Source organism: Caldifarcimen microaerophilum, from assembly GCF_055387105.1.
Window position 1 is genome coordinate 271433 of sequence record NZ_AP038914.1, and the last position, 17094, is coordinate 288526.

At 60.6% G+C, this 17094-nt stretch carries 25 protein-coding genes and 1 pseudogene; 6 read left to right on the forward strand and 20 right to left on the reverse strand.

What is annotated here, in order from left to right:
• Nucleotides 1–19: 19 nt before the first annotated feature.
• From AC6HU3_RS01260 to AC6HU3_RS01285, 6 genes and pseudogenes are all read right to left on the reverse strand, one after another.
• Nucleotides 20–238 (reverse strand): dodecin, encoded by a 219-nt coding sequence (locus AC6HU3_RS01260; protein WP_497536324.1) that lies wholly within the window; start codon nucleotides 236–238, stop codon nucleotides 20–22.
• 71 nt (nucleotides 239–309) lie between these two features.
• The gene (locus AC6HU3_RS01265) at nucleotides 310–1110 is read right to left on the reverse strand and encodes an enoyl-ACP reductase FabI (RefSeq protein WP_497473997.1); all 801 of its coding nucleotides are present in this window, start codon (nucleotides 1108–1110) and stop codon (nucleotides 310–312) included.
• Nucleotides 1111–1114: 4 nt separating this feature from the next.
• Nucleotides 1115–1840, reverse strand: coding sequence for a metal-dependent hydrolase (locus AC6HU3_RS01270; RefSeq protein WP_497473998.1), 726 nt, complete (start codon nucleotides 1838–1840; stop codon nucleotides 1115–1117).
• Between the two features lie 77 nt (nucleotides 1841–1917).
• On the reverse strand, nucleotides 1918–2208 hold the full coding sequence (locus AC6HU3_RS01275; protein WP_497536328.1) for a hypothetical protein: 291 nt from the start codon (nucleotides 2206–2208) through the stop codon (nucleotides 1918–1920).
• A gap of 52 nt (nucleotides 2209–2260) precedes the next feature.
• Nucleotides 2261–2524: pseudogene (locus AC6HU3_RS01280) on the reverse strand (transposase); the annotation flags it as partial.
• Entirely contained in the window at nucleotides 2524–2985 is a 462-nt protein-coding gene (locus AC6HU3_RS01285; RefSeq protein WP_497473999.1) for a hypothetical protein, read from the reverse strand. The pseudogene AC6HU3_RS01280 and the gene AC6HU3_RS01285, both read right to left, overlap by 1 nt.
• A gap of 187 nt (nucleotides 2986–3172) precedes the next feature.
• Between AC6HU3_RS01285 and AC6HU3_RS01290 the strand changes: the two genes are divergently transcribed.
• The 4 genes from AC6HU3_RS01290 to AC6HU3_RS01305 are packed head-to-tail and all read left to right on the forward strand — an operon-like array spanning nucleotide 3173 to nucleotide 6115.
• Nucleotides 3173–4093, forward strand: a complete 921-nt coding sequence (locus tag AC6HU3_RS01290) for a sigma-54 interaction domain-containing protein (RefSeq protein ID WP_497474000.1) — start codon at nucleotides 3173–3175, stop codon at nucleotides 4091–4093.
• An 11-nt stretch (nucleotides 4094–4104) separates the two neighbouring features.
• Entirely contained in the window at nucleotides 4105–4668 is a 564-nt protein-coding gene (gene efp, locus AC6HU3_RS01295; RefSeq protein ID WP_497474001.1) for an elongation factor P, read from the forward strand.
• Complete coding sequence (gene accB, locus AC6HU3_RS01300) at nucleotides 4665–5171, forward strand: acetyl-CoA carboxylase biotin carboxyl carrier protein (protein ID WP_497474002.1); 507 nt, start codon at nucleotides 4665–4667, stop codon at nucleotides 5169–5171. The genes efp and accB overlap by 4 nt, the downstream gene beginning before the upstream one ends.
• Nucleotides 5168–6115, forward strand: a complete 948-nt coding sequence (locus AC6HU3_RS01305; protein ID WP_497474003.1) for a glycosyltransferase family 2 protein — start codon at nucleotides 5168–5170, stop codon at nucleotides 6113–6115. The genes accB and AC6HU3_RS01305 overlap by 4 nt, the downstream gene beginning before the upstream one ends.
• On the opposite strand, the gene yjjX is transcribed toward AC6HU3_RS01305, so the two are convergent.
• From yjjX to AC6HU3_RS01355, 10 genes are read right to left on the reverse strand one after another with little or no spacing between them, the layout of a single operon-like run.
• Nucleotides 6104–6652 carry an inosine/xanthosine triphosphatase gene (gene yjjX, locus AC6HU3_RS01310; protein ID WP_497474004.1) on the reverse strand — a complete coding sequence of 183 codons (549 nt, stop codon included), beginning with the start codon at nucleotides 6650–6652 and terminating at the stop codon, nucleotides 6104–6106. The two genes, AC6HU3_RS01305 and yjjX, sit on opposite strands and share 12 nt — an antisense overlap.
• The gene (locus AC6HU3_RS01315) at nucleotides 6649–7461 is read right to left on the reverse strand and encodes a polysaccharide deacetylase family protein (RefSeq protein ID WP_497474005.1); all 813 of its coding nucleotides are present in this window, start codon (nucleotides 7459–7461) and stop codon (nucleotides 6649–6651) included. Before AC6HU3_RS01315 ends, yjjX begins: the two co-directional genes overlap by 4 nt.
• Nucleotides 7386–9020 (reverse strand): peptidoglycan D,D-transpeptidase FtsI family protein, encoded by a 1635-nt coding sequence (locus tag AC6HU3_RS01320; protein ID WP_497474006.1) that lies wholly within the window; start codon nucleotides 9018–9020, stop codon nucleotides 7386–7388. Before AC6HU3_RS01320 ends, AC6HU3_RS01315 begins: the two co-directional genes overlap by 76 nt.
• The gene (locus AC6HU3_RS01325; RefSeq protein WP_497474007.1) at nucleotides 8914–9213 is read right to left on the reverse strand and encodes a hypothetical protein; all 300 of its coding nucleotides are present in this window, start codon (nucleotides 9211–9213) and stop codon (nucleotides 8914–8916) included. Before AC6HU3_RS01325 ends, AC6HU3_RS01320 begins: the two co-directional genes overlap by 107 nt.
• A complete protein-coding gene (rsmH, locus tag AC6HU3_RS01330) occupies nucleotides 9152–10099 on the reverse strand; it encodes a 16S rRNA (cytosine(1402)-N(4))-methyltransferase RsmH (protein ID WP_497474008.1) in 948 nt (315 codons plus the stop codon). The genes AC6HU3_RS01325 and rsmH overlap by 62 nt, the downstream gene beginning before the upstream one ends.
• On the reverse strand, nucleotides 10039–10809 hold the full coding sequence (locus AC6HU3_RS01335; protein WP_497474009.1) for an ABC transporter substrate-binding protein: 771 nt from the start codon (nucleotides 10807–10809) through the stop codon (nucleotides 10039–10041). Before AC6HU3_RS01335 ends, rsmH begins: the two co-directional genes overlap by 61 nt.
• Nucleotides 10806–11498 (reverse strand): DUF4388 domain-containing protein, encoded by a 693-nt coding sequence (locus AC6HU3_RS01340; RefSeq protein WP_497474010.1) that lies wholly within the window; start codon nucleotides 11496–11498, stop codon nucleotides 10806–10808. The genes AC6HU3_RS01335 and AC6HU3_RS01340 overlap by 4 nt, the downstream gene beginning before the upstream one ends.
• 1 nt (nucleotide 11499) lies before the next feature.
• Nucleotides 11500–12207 (reverse strand): hypothetical protein, encoded by a 708-nt coding sequence (locus AC6HU3_RS01345; RefSeq protein WP_497474011.1) that lies wholly within the window; start codon nucleotides 12205–12207, stop codon nucleotides 11500–11502.
• The gene (locus tag AC6HU3_RS01350) at nucleotides 12207–13004 is read right to left on the reverse strand and encodes a hypothetical protein (protein WP_497474012.1); all 798 of its coding nucleotides are present in this window, start codon (nucleotides 13002–13004) and stop codon (nucleotides 12207–12209) included. The genes AC6HU3_RS01345 and AC6HU3_RS01350 overlap by 1 nt, the downstream gene beginning before the upstream one ends.
• Nucleotides 13001–13651 carry a hypothetical protein gene (locus AC6HU3_RS01355; protein WP_497474013.1) on the reverse strand — a complete coding sequence of 217 codons (651 nt, stop codon included), beginning with the start codon at nucleotides 13649–13651 and terminating at the stop codon, nucleotides 13001–13003. Before AC6HU3_RS01355 ends, AC6HU3_RS01350 begins: the two co-directional genes overlap by 4 nt.
• A 170-nt stretch (nucleotides 13652–13821) precedes the next feature.
• On the opposite strand from AC6HU3_RS01355, the gene AC6HU3_RS01360 reads away from it, so the two are divergent.
• A complete protein-coding gene (locus AC6HU3_RS01360) occupies nucleotides 13822–14046 on the forward strand; it encodes a heavy-metal-associated domain-containing protein (RefSeq protein ID WP_497474014.1) in 225 nt (74 codons plus the stop codon).
• On the forward strand, nucleotides 14043–14339 hold the full coding sequence (locus AC6HU3_RS01365; protein ID WP_497474015.1) for a 4a-hydroxytetrahydrobiopterin dehydratase: 297 nt from the start codon (nucleotides 14043–14045) through the stop codon (nucleotides 14337–14339). Before AC6HU3_RS01360 ends, AC6HU3_RS01365 begins: the two co-directional genes overlap by 4 nt.
• On the opposite strand, the gene AC6HU3_RS01370 is transcribed toward AC6HU3_RS01365, so the two are convergent.
• From AC6HU3_RS01370 to AC6HU3_RS01385, 4 genes are read right to left on the reverse strand one after another with little or no spacing between them, the layout of a single operon-like run.
• A complete protein-coding gene (locus tag AC6HU3_RS01370) occupies nucleotides 14320–15486 on the reverse strand; it encodes an NAD(P)/FAD-dependent oxidoreductase (RefSeq protein ID WP_497474016.1) in 1167 nt (388 codons plus the stop codon). The two genes, AC6HU3_RS01365 and AC6HU3_RS01370, sit on opposite strands and share 20 nt — an antisense overlap.
• Nucleotides 15467–15667, reverse strand: coding sequence for a sulfur carrier protein ThiS (gene thiS / locus AC6HU3_RS01375; protein ID WP_497474017.1), 201 nt, complete (start codon nucleotides 15665–15667; stop codon nucleotides 15467–15469). Before thiS ends, AC6HU3_RS01370 begins: the two co-directional genes overlap by 20 nt.
• Nucleotides 15664–16278 carry a thiamine phosphate synthase gene (locus tag AC6HU3_RS01380; protein WP_497474018.1) on the reverse strand — a complete coding sequence of 205 codons (615 nt, stop codon included), beginning with the start codon at nucleotides 16276–16278 and terminating at the stop codon, nucleotides 15664–15666. The genes thiS and AC6HU3_RS01380 overlap by 4 nt, the downstream gene beginning before the upstream one ends.
• A gap of 7 nt (nucleotides 16279–16285) precedes the next feature.
• Nucleotides 16286–17092 carry a thiazole synthase gene (locus AC6HU3_RS01385; protein ID WP_497474019.1) on the reverse strand — a complete coding sequence of 269 codons (807 nt, stop codon included), beginning with the start codon at nucleotides 17090–17092 and terminating at the stop codon, nucleotides 16286–16288.
• Nucleotides 17093–17094 lie beyond the last annotated feature (2 nt).

Consider the following 17094-nt stretch of genomic DNA (forward strand, 5'->3'; position numbering starts at 1 on the left):
CCCCCTCAGAGGCAGGGCCTCACAGGGTGTCCGCATCCTCCAGGCGGAACCCCACCTCCAGAACCACCTGGTATTCTTTCACCCGGCCCTCGGCAAGGGCACCCCGGATCTCCTTCACCTCAAACCATCCCAGGTTCCGGAGGGTCTTGCTTGCACGGGCAATGGCTTTCTGGATGGCATCTTCCAGGGACTCTCCGCTGGTTCCGACGATCTGAACCTTTTTATAGACGGCCATGATTTCCCTCCCTGTGTTTGGGTTTTCTCAAGGATACAGGGTCCCCCGCGTTTCGTCTGTGAGAAATCGCACACTCATCCCACAATGTCTTCCCCACCATCCACGTTGATCACGTTCCCGGTCATCCAGTAGAGGTCACGATCCACCAGCACACCGATGGCTTTGGCCACATCTTCCGGCGTGGTGAGGCGGTGATGGGGGTTCCGCTCGATGGCGATCTCCATAAACCGCTCGTGTCCAGGGATTTTCCGGAGGGCGGGGGTGTCCGTTACGCCGGCGCGGATGGCGTTGGCCGTGATCCCCCGGGGCGCCAGTTCCAGGGCGAGCTGGCGGATATGGGACTCCAGGGCGGCTTTGGCCGCCGAAACCGCTCCGTAATAGGGCATCACCCGGTGACCTCCCGAACTGGTCATGGCGAAAATCCGGCCTCCTTCCCGCATCAGGCCCCGCATCACCAGATCCTGGACCCAGTACACCAGCGTGTGGGCCATGACCTCCAGGGTCATGGCCATCTGCCTGCGGGTGATGGGTCGGTCCTCAGGCTTCGAGGGAACATAGGGAAGGAGGGTTCCGAAGGCGAGAGAATGGAGCAGAACGCGGACGTGGTGGTTTTCCTTGCCCCCGTGCTCTTCAAAATGCGCCTCCACCTGATCCAGCACCTCCTTCTGCTTCTCCTCATCCGCGGCGTTCACGTTGAAGAAAAGGGCCTCTCGCCCGGCCTTCCGAATATCTTCCTGAACGGCCTCCGCCAGGTGAAGCGTGGCTTTCCGGTCCAGATGCACGCCGATGATGTGAAAGCCCCGCCGGGCGAGTTCCCGTGCGGTGGCCGCGCCAAACCCGCTGGATGCGCCCAGGATCAGAGCCCATTCCTGCATGGATTCACTCCAGGGTTTCGCCGGGCTTCAGCACTTTCACCCGATCCTTCCATGCCCTACCCAGCGCGTCCACAAGAGCCTCGGGCGTCCCGGTGAGAAGGGGGAAAGTACCCCAGTGGATGGGAACCACAGCCAGGGGGTCGATCTTCCGGATGAAATGGGCGGCCAGACGGGGCCCCATGGTGAAAAGATCGCCGATGGGAACCAGGGCCACGGTGGGACGGAAGAGATCCCGAATCACGTCTTCGGTGCCGGTGAACCCGGTGTCTCCGGCGTGATACACCACATCGCCGTTGTCAAAGGCGAGTACAAACCCCGCCGCTTCGCCTCCCACGAACACCTCACCGCCCACATCGGCCCCGCTGGAATGGGTGGCTTCCACCATGGTGGCGGTAAGGTCACCCTGACGGTAACTTCCCCACTTGTTCATCCCCACAAGCTGATCCTCCGGAACCCCCTGACGGCCGAGGAAGAGCATGAGTTCATAGATGGCCACCACCTTCGCCCCGGTGGCTTTCGCGATTTCCACCGTGTTCCCCACATGATCCGAGTGACCGTGGGTGAGAAGAATGACGTCCACCCCTTTCTGAATCACTTCGTCCTTCGCTCCCGGAGGGGCCGAGGGGTTTTCCAGCCAGGGATCCACCAGGATCCGGAGTCCTCCCGGAGACTCAACGAAAAACGCCGCATGACCATACCAAGTGAGCCGGGTTCCCTTCAGCACACCCATGGACCACCTCCCTTTTGGTTGACGGTTGGGTTCATTATAGAGACCCCAGAAGGAACCATCAAAAGGCGCACTGAAGTTCACCCATGAGTTCGGACACCTGGGTATAGGGATTGGATGAACGTGTGGTGGACACGTTGAATCAAGGATCTCCATTCTTTGAGCGGCAATCGCCATTTCTTCTCAAGCAGGATAAAAGGTCCGGAAAAGCGTTCCCATCTTGCAGAGCCTGTACGACGGAGAAGTTCCTGACGCACCTCTCCTCCAAGAAGCAGCACAATGCCGTAGACCAGGAGCATAAATCCTACCAGCTTTTCCATCACCGCTTGTTTCTTGCTCATCACATCTCCCAACCCCAGCAGGCTTTTCATGTCCCAAAACGTCCTCAATCTCCATCCGCCTGCGGTACAACCGCAGCGCTTCTTCAGGCTCCAGTGTGGTCATCAGCCACAGGGGTTCCTTCTGGCCCCACTCCCACACCCCGATAACGTTGACCTCCACTTCCCCACGGTATCGCAGCCCCCGAAAGACCACTTTTTCTCCAACAGGACATGTGAGATGGACCTTTCGTCCCTCGGCGTCCAGAAAAACCGGAGGACGGGATCCCATTCTCAAGCGGATCACGAAATTCATCCCCGCTTCCCGCAGATGGCGAAGGAGAGTCGTATAGCTGAATTCCCGGTCCATCACAAGGGGACGATTTCCAGAGAACCTTCCAGGAAAGAAGCGTCAGGATGTGGACGGCATTTCGTGAACTTCCCGTATCTTTGAGGGTTCTTGAAGAGAAGGTGGTATGCAAAGGGGATGGCGCGTCCTCGCAGAGGGGCAGCGAGAACGAGGAGCCAGAAGCCGCGGGTTTTGCCATCTTTCAGGGTCCCGACGTATTCTGTCTTGCGGGCCTGGGGTCTTTCGATTTCGGTGACGTCGGCGATCACGAAGGGAGCGGTTTCGGGGAAAAGCCTCCAGAGGGTTTCATGGGGATTAAAATGTTCGAGGAAGCGCTGGATACGCTTATACGCGGCGCTTTCAGAAACGCCTTTCATCTTGCGAGCCATGGAAGAGATCCGGAGTGACCGGGCGTCCAGGAGAGCATGTCCGATTTCCGTTGCCCGTTTTGCGAGAGAAGGATCGGGAAAAAGAACTTGCATGAACGACTTCAGGGGTATAAACTTCCTCATGGGGATCCTCCTTTCTTTTCGTTGTGTCTCGTTCAGAAGGGAAAGTATACAGCTTTCCCCCGGAGGATCCCCACCTCCCTTTCACTCCTGTCCGAACTCTTGTCCGGAGGTCAGGCGCAATCTTGAAATGACCACCCTCATTGCGTATACTTGAGGCATGAACATTGTTATCGCGTCCGATCTCACCCGGGATCTGTATGAGAAGGCCGCCCGGATGGCCAAAAGTGACGAGCCCATTCTCATCCTGGGGGAAACGGGCACGGGGAAAGAGGTTCTGGCGCGATACATCCACGAGCATTCCAACCGGAAAAACCGGCCTTTTCTCCCCATCAACTGTGCGGCCATCCCGGACCACCTGATCGAAAGCGAACTGTTTGGCTATAAAAAAGGCGCCTTCACCGACGCTTACCGGGACAAAGAAGGCCTGCTGGCCATGGCCCGGGGAGGCACGGTGTTCCTGGATGAAATTGGTGAACTCCCCCTTTCTGTTCAGACCAAACTCCTCCGGGCCATCGAAAGCCAGGAAATCCTTCCCCTCGGCGCCACCACCTTTCAAAAGGTGAACTTCCGCCTCATCGCCGCCACCAACCGGGACCTCTTTCAAGAGAAGGAAAAGGGCGGGTTCCGATCCGATCTCTTCTATCGTCTGGGCGTGTTTATTCTGGAGGTCCCGCCCCTGCGGGAACGTCTGGAAGAAATTCCGGCTTTCGTGGAGTTCTTCCTGCGGGAGATGGGGATGGTCAAAGAGGTGGACCCCCGGGTGTATGAACGCCTGATGTGCCACACCTGGCCGGGGAACGTTCGGGAACTGCGCAACGTGGTCCGCCATGCCGCTCTCATGAGCCAGGGATCCCACATCACGGTGGAAGACCTCCCGCCCTGGCTCCTCTCCACCTGCCGGGCACCCGAAACCCTCAAGCACGGGACCCTGAAAGAAAAGGTGGATTGCTTTGAAGCCACCATTCTGGAGCATTACCTTGACGCATTCAAAGGCAACCTTGATGAGGCCCTGAAACAGCTCGGGATTTCCCGGAGCAGCTTTTATCGCAAACTCAAACGCGTCAGAGAGATCGAATAAGGAGGGATTCCATGCAGATCCGTGTGGGCGCTGCCGTGAGAATGGATGGCGAACTCTATCTGATTCTGGATGCCAAGCACACCCACAAAGGACGGGGCGGTGCCACCATCACCGTGAAACTCAAAAACCTCACCACCGGCGCCGTTCAGGAGGTGACCGTCCGGGATCCGGACGTGCTGGAAGAAGTTTTTCTGGAGCGAAAACCTGCCCAGTATTCCTACACCACCGGCGACACCTACCACTTTTACGACACCACCACCTTTGAAGAAATCGCCTTCTCCCGCTCTCAGATTGAAGATCTTTTGCCCTTCCTGAAGGAAGGGATGGAGGTCACACTGCTCTATGCGGACGGCAAACCCGTGGCGGTGGAACCGCCCAATTTCGTGGAACTGGAAGTGGTGGACACACCGCCGGGGGTGAAGGGCGACACGGTGTCCGGAGGAGGCAAGCCCGCCACCCTGGAAACCGGCCTGGTGGTTCAGGTTCCCTTTTTCATCGAGGTGGGCGATGTGGTTCGGGTGGACACCCGCACGAAAAAATACATTGAACGCGTGCGGAAAGGGGGTGGCTCGTGAAGTGGTCCTGGGATGAACTGCTCCGGCTTGTGGAGGTTCTGGAAAAACGGAACATCCACGAAATCGAGGTGGAAGCCGAGGGCGTCCGCATCCGTCTCCGAAAAGAGCCCCATGGTGTTCTTGCCGGTTCGCCTCCTGAAATCAGCGTTCCGTCTCCGTCCACACAGGACATTCCTTCGACCCCCGCTCAGCAGTCTCCGGCCCGAGAGGTGGCTCCGGCCCATGCAGGGGAAGAGCGTCCCGAAAAGGACTATTATGCGGTGCGCTCTCCCATTGTGGGGACCTTTTATCGCGCGCCGGCCCCCGGAGCCGATCCCTTTGTGGAGGTGGGGGATTTCGTGGAGAAAGGGCAGGTCCTGTGCATCGTGGAGGCCATGAAGGTGATGAACGAAATCGAATCCCCGGTGGCGGGAAAAATCGTGGATATCCTGGTTCAGAACGGGGAACCTGTGGAATACGGTCAGGTGCTGTTCCTCATTGACACCCAGGCCACGCCCGGATGATCACCGTCGTCGTTCCCGTATACAACGAACGCGACAACATCGAGGAGACCTTTCGTTCCCTCTCCGCCGTTCTGGATCAAACGGGAGAAGATTGGGAACTCCTGTTTGTGGACGACGGATCCACCGACGGTTCCTTCGAGGTCCTGAAGCGCCTCCACGAAACCCATCCGGACAGGGTCCGGGTCCTCCGGTTTATCCGGAACTTTGGAAAAACTGCCGCCCTCACCGCAGCCTTTCGCCGGGCGCGGGGAGAGATCATCATCACCATTGACGCTGACCTCCAGGAAGACCCCGCCCACATTCCCGAGTTCCTTGAAAAGATCCGGAACGAAGGTTTTCACCTGGTCTCCGGCTGGCGGAAAAAGCGCCAGGATCCCCCTTCCAAAACCCTGCCGTCCCGCCTGTTCAACTTCGTGGTTCGGACCATGACCGGGGTTCCCCTCCACGATTTCAACTGCGGATTCAAAGCCTATCGCCGGGAAGTGGTTGAGAACATCAGGCTCTACGGTGAATTTCACCGCTTCATCCCCGTGCTTGCCGCCTGGAAGGGATTTCGGGTAACGGAGATCCCCGTGCGTCATCGCCCCCGCCTTCGCGGGCGTTCCAAATTCGGCTGGAAGCGAATGATCCACGGCTACATTGACTTCGTGTCCGTGTATCTCCTCACCCGTTTCCTGAAACGCCCCATGCATCTTTTCGGGGGGGTGGGAAGCCTGCTCTTTCTCCTGGGGGTGGCCATCAACGCCTATCTTTCCTATGAAAAACTCATGTACGGGGTGGGCCTGGGACATCGGCCCCTTCTCCTTCTGGGGATCCTGCTCACCCTCTCGGGCCTCCAGCTCCTGGTGGTGGGTCTTCTGGGGGAAATGCTCCGTTATCACCACTACGATCCCCGGGACGAATACGTTCTGGAAACCGAACTCGGTCCCCCTTCAGGGGGCTGAGTCCTCACACCCGAAAGATTCTCCGGGATTCAGAAGCGGGATCAGGGCGGCGCGGAGGCCGTGAACATAGAGTTCCTTTCGATCCATATCTCCTTTCGTGAGAAAACCGATGGCGCCCAGATCGTGTTTGGTGCGGGCACGCCCTGCCGCTTCATCCACGATGTGCCCCATCTCCTCTCCAGCAAGAAGACGGGAAATCCAGGTTTCGGGGATGGGGAAAAGGGGAGATGCCCCCACGCCCCGACGCCCCGTTCGATCCTCCACCACCGCCACCCCGAAGGCAAACCAGCATCCCCAGAGCTGGGCGATTCCCCCCTCAATTCCCACAAACATATCCACCTCGTCGGCACCGGGCAGACGCCGAAGGGCCTCCACCCGTCCCATGGCACCCCGCAGGGTTTCTGCTCCCACCGGCTGGTCGGAAACCCCGCTCGGTACAGCCATCCCCTGAACGTTCAGGTCGTTGAACCACCGTCCCAGCGCTTCCCGTGTGGCCTCAATTTTAACCGGATTGGTGGATCCCACCCAGATCTTCATCCTTCTTCCTCCATACCGACAAAGCGTTGCAAAGGTTTCGGCCAGCGGTGGCGGACCCATCCGGTGAGACCGGCAAAGGCCTGGATTCCACGACCCACCCATGTGGTGAAGGGGTCCTGGGTGAGCCAGGAGAGAGCAAGGAAGGGGGTGTAGACGCCGAACCGGAAGCGGGAGAGGGACTGGTCATTCCCCCGGTATCCCGCAAAGGCCATCCGGTAACCCGCACGGCGCACATCTTCCACCACCGCCGGATCATATCGGTTAAACGGATAGGAAAGCACACGAACCTCCGTATTCAGGAGATCCTCTAAGATTTCCCGGGATTTCCGGAGTTCCCGCTCCCGCTCCGCCGGGCTCAGCCGGGGAAGATCGGGATGGGTGTGGGTGTGAGACCCGACTACCCACCCCGCACGGTGGAGTTCCAGAAGATGCTCCCGATCCATGTGGAAAAGTTTTTTCCCGAAAGTCGCATCCCACGAAACCCGCTTCCCCAGACTCCCCGTCACCACAAACACCATCCCCACCGCCCCCATCCTTTGCAGGGCGGGATAGGCTTCCCAGAACACATCCACAAGGGCGTCGTCAAAGGTGACCACCGCCGCCGGGCGTCCCGCTTCAAGGGTCCCCAGGAGTTCCTCCCGTGAGGCGGGGAAGGGGAAACGCCTCGACAGCCAGGCGAGATGCGCCCGGAACTGACGGGGTGTGACCCATGTCCCTCCCCGCACCGGCGGACCTACCTGGTGATACTGGAGAAGGAGGGGACGTGTTTTGAACGCGCGCGCTGCCATGTCGTATAATGCCAGAGCCACCGGGCCGCTTCCCGAAAGAGAGGGGCAGCCACCGCCCCCCCGCTTCGCCCCTTCGTCGGTTCATCGATCAGGACATACATCACGTATTCCGGCTGTTCCGCCGGGAAATAACCCACAAAGGAAACAAGCAGCCGACGGAAAGAATACCGTCCAGTCAGGGTGTCCACCTTCTGGGCCGTCCCGGTTTTTCCGGCCACCAGAAGTCCTGGCACACGGGCTCTCCTTCCCGTTCCCCGCTCCACCACCTGAAGGAGGGCTTTCCGGAGGGAGGCAATGGTTCCCGGTGAAGCGATGGTGCGGATGGGTGGTGGCGCACGGGTGGGATCCTCCCCGATCTGGAGGATCAGCCGGGGCGGAAGGAGTTTGCCACCGTTGGCGATGGCGCCATACACGAGAGACACCTGAAGGGCGTTCACAAGATATCCCTGCCCAATCGCCACCGAAGCAAGGTCCACACTATCCCAGGAGGCAAACGCCCGGATTTTCCCCGGATCCTCTCCGGGAAAGCTGAGGCCTGTGGGCGAACCCACCCCCAGACGCCGGAGGGTGGTGTAGAGCTTTCGAGGACCCAGCCGGAAAGAGAGTCTGGCCGTGGCGATGTTGGAAGACCATACCAGGGCCCGTTCCAGGGTTAGAAGCCCCACCGCCGAATCCGAACTCTCCCGGAACACGTGGCGCTGGATACGGATGCGGCGTCCAGGGACCCGGACGGTGTCCGTAAGGCGAAAGCCGGATTCAAAGGCAGTGAGATATGTGGCCACCTTCATCACCGAGCCGGGTTCATAGGGTGCGGTGAGAAACTGGAGGGTCCCTTTACGGGGGGGATATTCCACCCAGGACAGGATTTCCCCCGTCTGGGGATCGAGAAGAAGGATGGCCCCCCGTTGAGCCCCTACCGCGGGAACATAGGCGGAAAGAAGGGCGTAGAGGTGGTCGGAGATGTCGGGATCCACCGAAAGGGTCACCGGTGTACCGGGGCGGGCGTTGTGGGAGGGATAGAAGGGCGGAATCAGAACCGCTCGTCTCCCCCGCTGATGCACAAACACCACCTCATAGCCTTCTGCTCCTTTCAGGATGTCTTCCAGCCAGAGCTCCAGTCCCGAGCCCCCCACCTCGTCGCTCCTCAGATGCCCGACGATGGGAAGGAGGGCATCCTTGTGAGGAAGGGCACGGGCGTAGCCAGGAACGATGCGAATTCCCTGAATTCGCGCCCTTCGGAGGGCTTCATCCACCTCCCGGCTGTAACGAATTTCCCCCACATAGGTCAGATAGCCCGGCCTCACCCGGGGCACCCGCAATCCATAGCGCAGGAGTTTTCGCTGAGAGGCGTGCTTTTGATAGGCGTAGATCTTGAGCACACCGGTGCTCGTGGCCAGGGGATATCCGTTCCGTCCCCGAATGTCCCCCCGGGGCGCGTGGGTCTTGATGCCGATCCGGACGGGTCTCGGCGGTTTAACGTCCCGGACGCTCAGAAGAGCGATCCGGATGAGGGCCACCCCCGCGAGGAGCCAGAGAAGGAAAAAGGGCCCCCGGATCCGCCACCTCGAAACCTGATCCAAGAAAACGCTGTCGTAACCGTTCATACGCATACTCCCGATACACCTCGGCCTGGATCCGACGGAGTTCCACCTCCTTGCGCAGACGCTCCACCTCCAGGCGCCGGAGCTCCCGTGCCCAGGCAAGAAGCAGGCTATTGGCGAGGGTGAGCACACCCAGCCAGAATCCGAAGACCATCATCCAGCGCCAGCGCATCCTTTCGCTCCTTCTCATAGGCCCGCAGGCGGGCGCTCCGCGCCCGGGGATTCTGTGCCACTTCCTCCCGGGAGGGAGACCGGCCTTTGGGGAAAAGTTCACGGGCTCCGGGGAAGCGACGGACGCATTTCACCAGGCGGTCTTCCAGCGAGTGATACGACAGCACCACCAGCCGTCCCCCCGGCGCCAGCACGTTCCATGCGGCCACCAGCCCCCTCTGAAGGACATCCAGTTCCCGGTTCACCCAGATCCGCAACGCCTGATATACCTTCCGGAGCAGACGAACGCCGGCTCGGGGGGCATGACGCAGCACTGCGTCGTTGAGTTCTCCCACCGTGCGGGGTTTCGCCTGAAAGATCGCGCGGGCGAGGGGTAAGGCCCCACGGATCTCTCCGTAGGTCGAAAGGATCTCCGCCAGACGGGGCGGGTCCAGTTCGTGCCAGCGGGCATACAGAGGAAACCCTTCTTCCGGATCAAATCGCATGTCCAGGGGCTCCTCCGTCTTGCGGAAACTGAACCCTCGCCCGCTTGCCTCCAGCAGAAAGGACGAAATCCCGAGATCCAGCAGCACGCCCCGCCGGGAAACCGGCGGCACCAGGTCCTGCATTTCATGATAAGAGGCATGCACCGGTTCCACCTGCGGAAGGTCCTTCACCCGCTTCACCAGTTCCTGAAAGGTGATCGGGTCTTTCTCCATCGCAAGGACATGTCCTTCCGGACCCACGTCCATGGCCATCGCCCGGGTGTGCCCACCCAGACCCGCCGTGCCGTCCACCACCTGATCGCCCTTCCGGAGGGCCAGGGCCTCCAGCACCTCCGTGAGCATTACCGGGCGGTGACCGCCGACGGGGGACAGGGGATGGATCTGGAAAGTTCGTCGGGCCATGAGAACGCAAAATGCCAGAGGGCGCACAACCCGGGACGCACATAGGGATCCGGAGGTAAAAAGATCACTGTATCCGGATGGAACATCTCGTACACCTCCGGTTGGACGTCTCCCGTGATGTCCACAATCCACCGGGGACGGAGCCGGAGGGCGTGTTCCAGGTTCAGAGGAAGATATCCCTGTTTGGCCACCGCGTTCACAAAACCTACCTGTGAAAAGAGATCGTCATAAAAGGTTGTTTTGCCCGCCACATACAACCCCTCCAGGCTTCCCGCCGCACGGGAGACCACGATGAGCACCGCCGGTGAATCTGCACGAGCCGGAAGGTTTTGCACTTTTTCTCGAAGATCCGTGATCAGGGAATCTCTGGCCGGTAATTCCAGGAGATGCGCAAGCGTTTCCGTCGCGGCCAAGAGATCCTGCAGACCGGTTCCAGGGATCTCCCGGAAGGGGATCCCGAGTTTCCGTAAGGCGTGTTCAAAAAGGGGGCGCTGCGTGTCGGTGAGAAGGACCAGATCCGGACGCAGCCGGGCAATGGCTTCAAAGCTGGGATCGGCAAACCCTCCAACCCGGGGAAGGTGTTTCACCGCGTGGAAGGTGTCGTGCACGGTGACGCCCACAAGTTGGCGTTCCCCTCCCAGAAACAGGATCATTTCCGTGATGCTGGGGGCCAGGCTGACCACCCGGAGCGCCACGAACAGCAGGATCATGCGTGGCCTTCCCGGTGTTCGTCCACCTTCCGTTCAACATCAAGAAGAAGCACATCCAGCGGCTTGAAAATGGTGGGGTCGGGAAGTCGTGCCGGGAACCCCCGGAGGAACTGAACGTGGGTGGGAGGGGCTTCCACCGAGGTCACAAACAGGCGTACCACGGCGGGCTCACCGGTGAGCCGCCCGATCTGGGCATGGATCACCATGCCGTCTTTCAGAAAAAGCCAACCCCAGGATTTCCGGGTGAGGACTTCCAGGGTTCCGGTGGCGCCTTCCAGATGGAGGGTGGTGAGCACGTCCTCCAGGGTATATTCCCCTTCCTGCAACGTCCCCGTGAACCCCCGGCTCTCACCGATCTCGGAAAGCCATGCATCAAATGGAAGACCCAGGGGACGTTTCCATACCGGTATGGCCGGTGTGGGAATCCGGACCGGTTTTTCAAGCCAGAAGACGGGAATCATGGAAGGGTGTTTGCGTTTGAGCTCGAACATAAACTGGATGGTTTTCACATGGAGGGCACTGTGATGGAGGATGAAAAAATCCGGCGCATACAGAAGGATATGCCGTCGCGCTTCTTCTTCAGACTGGGCAAACAGAAGCTCGTGTCGGCTTTCCATCGCCCACATCAGCGCCGCCGTCATGGCGGGGACATTTTTGATCAGGAAATAGGCGCGGAAGGACGAAGGCATGTCACAGGCGGGGGAGGAACTTCTGCAGGCGTTCCCGGACGCACCCCGTGGGACGGTCCGGATGGGGGTGACCCAGAACGCGGTCGATCTCACGGCGAACGGGTTCCCGACCCCAGGTCCGCTCCAGCCGCTTCACAAACCGGTGAAGACCCTCGGTGAGGGCCTGTTCCAGATCCTTCCGGGTGAGATCCCGCTCATGCACGGTCCGGGGATTGCGCAGGAGGGTCCTGGTGAGAGGGGCAAGAGATGTCCAGAACACCCATCGCACCAGAATTTTCCCCCACCGTCCCTCCAGTCGGGTCACCAGAAATCGAACGCAGTGAAGGACTTCCTCAAAATCCTGGAGGAGCTTGGACCGGATGACCGAGATCAGATCGTCCATCCGTTCCCGAATAAAGGCCTGAAAGGGAGAGAACTTCTCAAGCCCCCCTTCCATCCACACCCCCACCCGGACGTCCTTCCGTGGATGAATAAAGAGGGATTCACCGCTGTATTCAATGCCGATCCATTCCGGGGTTCCCCACTCCGCCGTGAGGTCCGGGAGTTCCTGGAGAAAGGTCAGAAGCCCCCCCGAATCCACCTGGTTCAGAAGATCCGAAGGATGCGGGGGTTGAATCGCAAGGTCCATTTCATCGTCCGAGGCCACAAACCCCATCTTTGCCCGGGTAAACTGGAGAACCGTTGCCTGGATATCTTCGGATTTCAGCATCACCGTGCTCCTGTAATGATCTGTTCCATCTGGAAGAGGACGTCGGTTTCCACAAACGCCAGTTTCGCGGTGTCCAGCCACACCACATACAGATCCTCCCCCTCCAGTCGGGCCCAGAGCCACCGGTTTTTCTCGGGGAAATTCATGAGAATTTTGCGGGGGAGCGCCCGGTCTTTGTGCACCCCGGCCGCGGCGTTGAACAGAAGCATCACACGGTCCACCCACCGCTGAGCCTGTTCTCGAACCTGCCGGAGTTCCTCTGCCGAGCGCGAGGTATGTGCATCCCGCTCACCAAACCCCCGGGCTCCTCGAACCCTGCCCTGAAAAGCGTAGATCACGCTTTCAACCCCCGGAACATCGTGAAAAATTCGAATGGCACGCTGAAGGCGGGGGTCGTCCACACGTTCCTCCGCACTTTCCGGAATCCGGATGTCGGTTTCCACACCAGCGGGAAGATCGTCATCCCCTGGAAGTGACTGTGCAACCGAGAAAAAGGGGTCCTGAAAGCCCATGTTGTCCAGAACGGTTTCCAGGGACACAAACACGTTCTTGCGGGGAGGGGGATCCGGCAGTTCCCGCACCAGGAAAGAAAGGTTTTCCGACTGCAGAATTTCTCGAAGGGCGGAAATGCCCTCCCGTCCTCCCAGCTGGGCGGCGTGGAGATTGCCCTTCACAAACACCACCTGACCCTTTTCGGTGTCGGTGGACACCTCCACCAGAGCGGAATCCCCATCCTCCGCCAGGGCGTTGCACACACGAATCAGCTCCTGAAGACCCTTAAAAGAGCCACGAATCATGCCCTCATCTCCCGGAGTGCACCCCCCAAGAGCAGGGTGGCACCGAGAACGGGCATCACGGGCGCCAGAGGGGTTGCAAAGGTCACAAACGGCATGGTGGTCAGTGCAAGGCCGAGAAGGCCCGCCAGCCAGATGCCCCACGAAAGACCAAAGGATCCTCCCAGATAGAGTACCAGCATGGAAAGACCCAGGGTCAGAGGAGGGACCGAGACCGTCCCGCCGGGGAGTGCGAGACGCAGCGCCACAAGCCATCCCCCTCCATAACCAAGCAAACCCACCCACCACAAATTCGCCCCCACCAGATGAAGAAACGCACCCAGTGCAAACAGAAGGTGTCCGCCCCACAACAGCCACACGCCCCATGAGGAGAGATCCGGAGCCGCAAGAGGCGCAAGGAGGTTCAGAATGCTCGCCAGAATCCAGGCAACCATCCCCCAGATCACAAGGGAAAGATGGAACACCCCGGAGAACACCCTCTGCAGGAGCATCCAGAAAAGCACAACAGCATGGAAGAGAACCAGCACCCCGAGGATGGGGAAAAACCGGCTCTCCACCAGGGACGCAATGGTGGCATCCTGAGTGGACAGCTCAAGACCCACAAAGAGGGCGATCCACCATGCATAAAGCAACAGCCGATGCGTTCTCATCGGCTATTATCATACGCCTTGCCCAAAGGGTTGTCAACCACAGATCTGACACGACTTCTGGTTCAGCGTTTCCTGATCGCACGCCTGGCGCAGGATATCTTGACAGACCCCGTTTTTCCGTGTATCCTGTTCTGAAACTTGACCCAAACAGTCAACAAAGGAGGTGAAGGATGAAGGTCTATCGCTTTCAGATCGAAGGAATGGGATGCCCTGGGTGTGCCCGGAAAATCGCCTTTTTCCTGGAACAGGCCGGCGCGCAGGGGGTGACGGTGTCGCGAGAAACCGGAGAGGCCGTGGTGCAGGTTCCGGAAACCGTCGCCCCGGAAACCCTGGCCGCCATCATTGAAAACGCCGGACACTACCAGGTGGTGGCCATGGAGGAAGTGACGGGATGAGCGAGGCCCTCTCCCCCAGACAGGTGAAAGAAGCCCTCAGGGACATCTCGGACTGGCACGTCCGGGACGGCAAACTCGTCCGGGAAATCCGAACCCGGAACTGGCGGGAAACCCTTTTCCTGGTGAACGGAATCGCCGCCCTTGCCGAGGGTGCCAACCACCACCCCGACCTGGAAGTTTCCTATCGCACCCTCCGCATCTGGCTCTGGACCCACGAGACCGGGGGGCTCACCGAGCGGGACGTCCACCTGGCTCGCACGATCGAGGACTGGCTCAAGCGGGTTCTGGACTGAAGCGGGCGGGCGCGTAGGCTTCGCTTTCAGCCGGGGTTTTGCCTTCCACCATTGCCCGGACCCACCGGGCGGTGAGTTCGGAAAGAAGGATGCCGTTCCGGTAATGCCCGGTGGCTGCGAGGATCCGGGTTCCGGGAATCCAGCCTACGATGGGAAGAAAATCCGGGGTGCCCGGTCGAAGACCGGCCCAGTGGACCTCGGGCTTCCTTCCGGCAAGGTTCGGAAAGAGACGCCCGGCAAGGGAACGCAGCCGTTCCCGGCCCCCTTTCGTCACCCGGTTCCGGAACCCCACCTGCTCCACGGTGGCACCGACGTATTGAAAGGTTCCTTTCGGCAGGGCATACCCCCGGGCTGTCCACACGATAGAAGGCACCTGAACACCCGAATAAGCGATCATCTGTCCCCGCACCGGGATCACCGGAACGAAGGGGCGAAAGTTTTGAGGAAGAAGACGGGAACTCCACGCTCCGGCGGCAAGCACGGCCCACCCCGCCCGGAGCGTACCCCTGTCCGTCCGGATTTCCACGTGATCTCCTCGGGGGAGAAGCCGGGTGACCGTCCATCCCACGCGGAGATCCACGCCGGCACGGAGGGCAAGCCGGGCATACGCCCGAACCAGTGCCTCCGGGAGAAGATGGCGTTCGTTGTGGGTGATCAGCACCGGTCCAGACGTACGAAGATGGGGGAAAAGACGCCGGGCTTCCTCTTCACCCACCCACTCCACCGTCCAACCCCTCCGGGCATACCGGGCGGCCACACCCCGGAGATAGGTTTCCGCACCTTTTCGTTCCAGGGGCACGTGGATCAATCCCCCCGGCGAAAGGCCGATGCGCACGCCCGTAAGATCTTCCAGCATGGGGATGGTCTGGAGGAGGACATCAAACGCCTGAAGGAGGAGGGTCTCAAAATGTTCCGGCTCCGCGTTTTCGGCAAGGGGGGCCAGCATGCCGGCGGAAGCACCGGTGGCACCGCTTCCCACCCCCTCCCGCTCCACCACCATCACACGGTATCCAGCTTCCGCAAGCCGGGAGGCGGCGGCAAAGCCGATCACCCCTCCCCCCACCACCACGCCGTCCAGTGATGAATCCGTCTGGATGGCGGGTCCCCTCCGGGATGAGGTTCCCGTCTCAGCCTCCGCCGACCGCATACACCAGCTCCACCTCGTCCCCCTCCTGCAGGGTTCGTTCATCCAGCGATCCGGAAGGAACGACCTCGCCGTTCACCGCCACCGCGATCCGGCGCCCGGCAATACCCAGGATCTCGAGCAACCCCTGAACCGTGGTTCCTTCCGGAACCTCCACGGGTTCTCCGTTCACCCGAACCGTCACAACGTTCCTCCCGTGAGTTCTCTTTTGAGGGCTTCGGCCGCCCTCCGGGGATCGGGGGAGAGGGCGATGGCCGATATCACCGCCACACCGGCGACCCCGGCACGCATCACGTCTCCCGCGTTTTCTGGCGTGATGCCGCCAATGGCCAGAACGGGGCGGGATGAAACCTCCACCACCTTCCGCAGCTCTTCCACCCCTTGCGGGGGACGATCGGGATGAGAAGCTGTGGGGAACACGTTGCCGAACATCCAGTAGTCCGGGTCCTCATCGGGAGGAGGTTTGCCGTGGAGGGATCGGCCGACCAGGAGTTCGGGGAACTGCACACGCACAGCCCGTGTGGGGAGGTCGTCTTCCGGGAGGTGGACACCGTCGGCGCCCACGAGCCGGGCAACGTCAGCGCGACGGTTGATAAGAAGGGGGACGCTGTGGGGCGTGATCCATCGAAATTCACGCGCCCGGGATACAAACGTTTTCCACGCGGTTCGGCGTGCTCGCACCTGGATCATGTTCACACCGCCGGCGATGGCCTCTGCCACGATCCCGGGCCACGGAAGATCCCGATCCAGATCCACCACGAGCATCAGCCAGGGCGGAGGGGGCAGCCGGTTCATCACCTGCTCACGCCCTCCGTCCGGGAACGCCCTCGGTGGGACTTGAGGGTTCAGCGCCCAGTTTCCTGGGGATCCGTCCCGCAAGATAGGCTTTTCGCCCGGCCTCCACGCCCAGGCGGAAGGCTTCTGCCATCAGGGCGGGGTTCTTTGCCTTCGCGATGGCGGTGTTCACAAGCACCGCATCCGCCCCGATCTCCATGGCGAGGGACGCGTCAGACGGGGCACCCAATCCTGCATCCACCACCACCGGCACGCGGGCATTTTCGATGATGATCTGAAGCTCTTCCAGGGTGAAAATCCCCATGCCGGAACCGATGGGCGAACCCAGGGGCATCACGGTGGCACACCCCATCTCCTCCAGCCTTTTGGCCAGCACCGGGTCTGCGTGGATATAGGGGAGGACCACAAAGCCCTCCTTGAGAAGGATCTCGGCTGCCTGGACCGTGCCCACCGGGTCCGGAAGGAGATACCGGGGATCGGGAATCACCTCCAGCTTCACCCAGTTGGATCCCGTGAGTTCCCGGGCCAGACGGGCAATGTACACAGCCTCCTCCGCCGTCCGGGCTCCCGCCGTGTTGGGAAGGATGGTGTAGCGGTTCCAGTCGATCTTGTCCAGCAAGGTGGGTTTTCCGGCCCGCAGATCGTCCAGGTTCAGCCGGCGGATGGCCACCGTCACGATTTCCGCACCGCTTGCCTCCAGGGCCGCCAGCATCTCCTCATCCGTGCGGTATTTGCCCGTCCCGATCATCAGACGGGATCGGAACGCCTTTCCCGCGATGATCAGGGGGTCTTCAAGCTGCGTGACCATGCTCATGG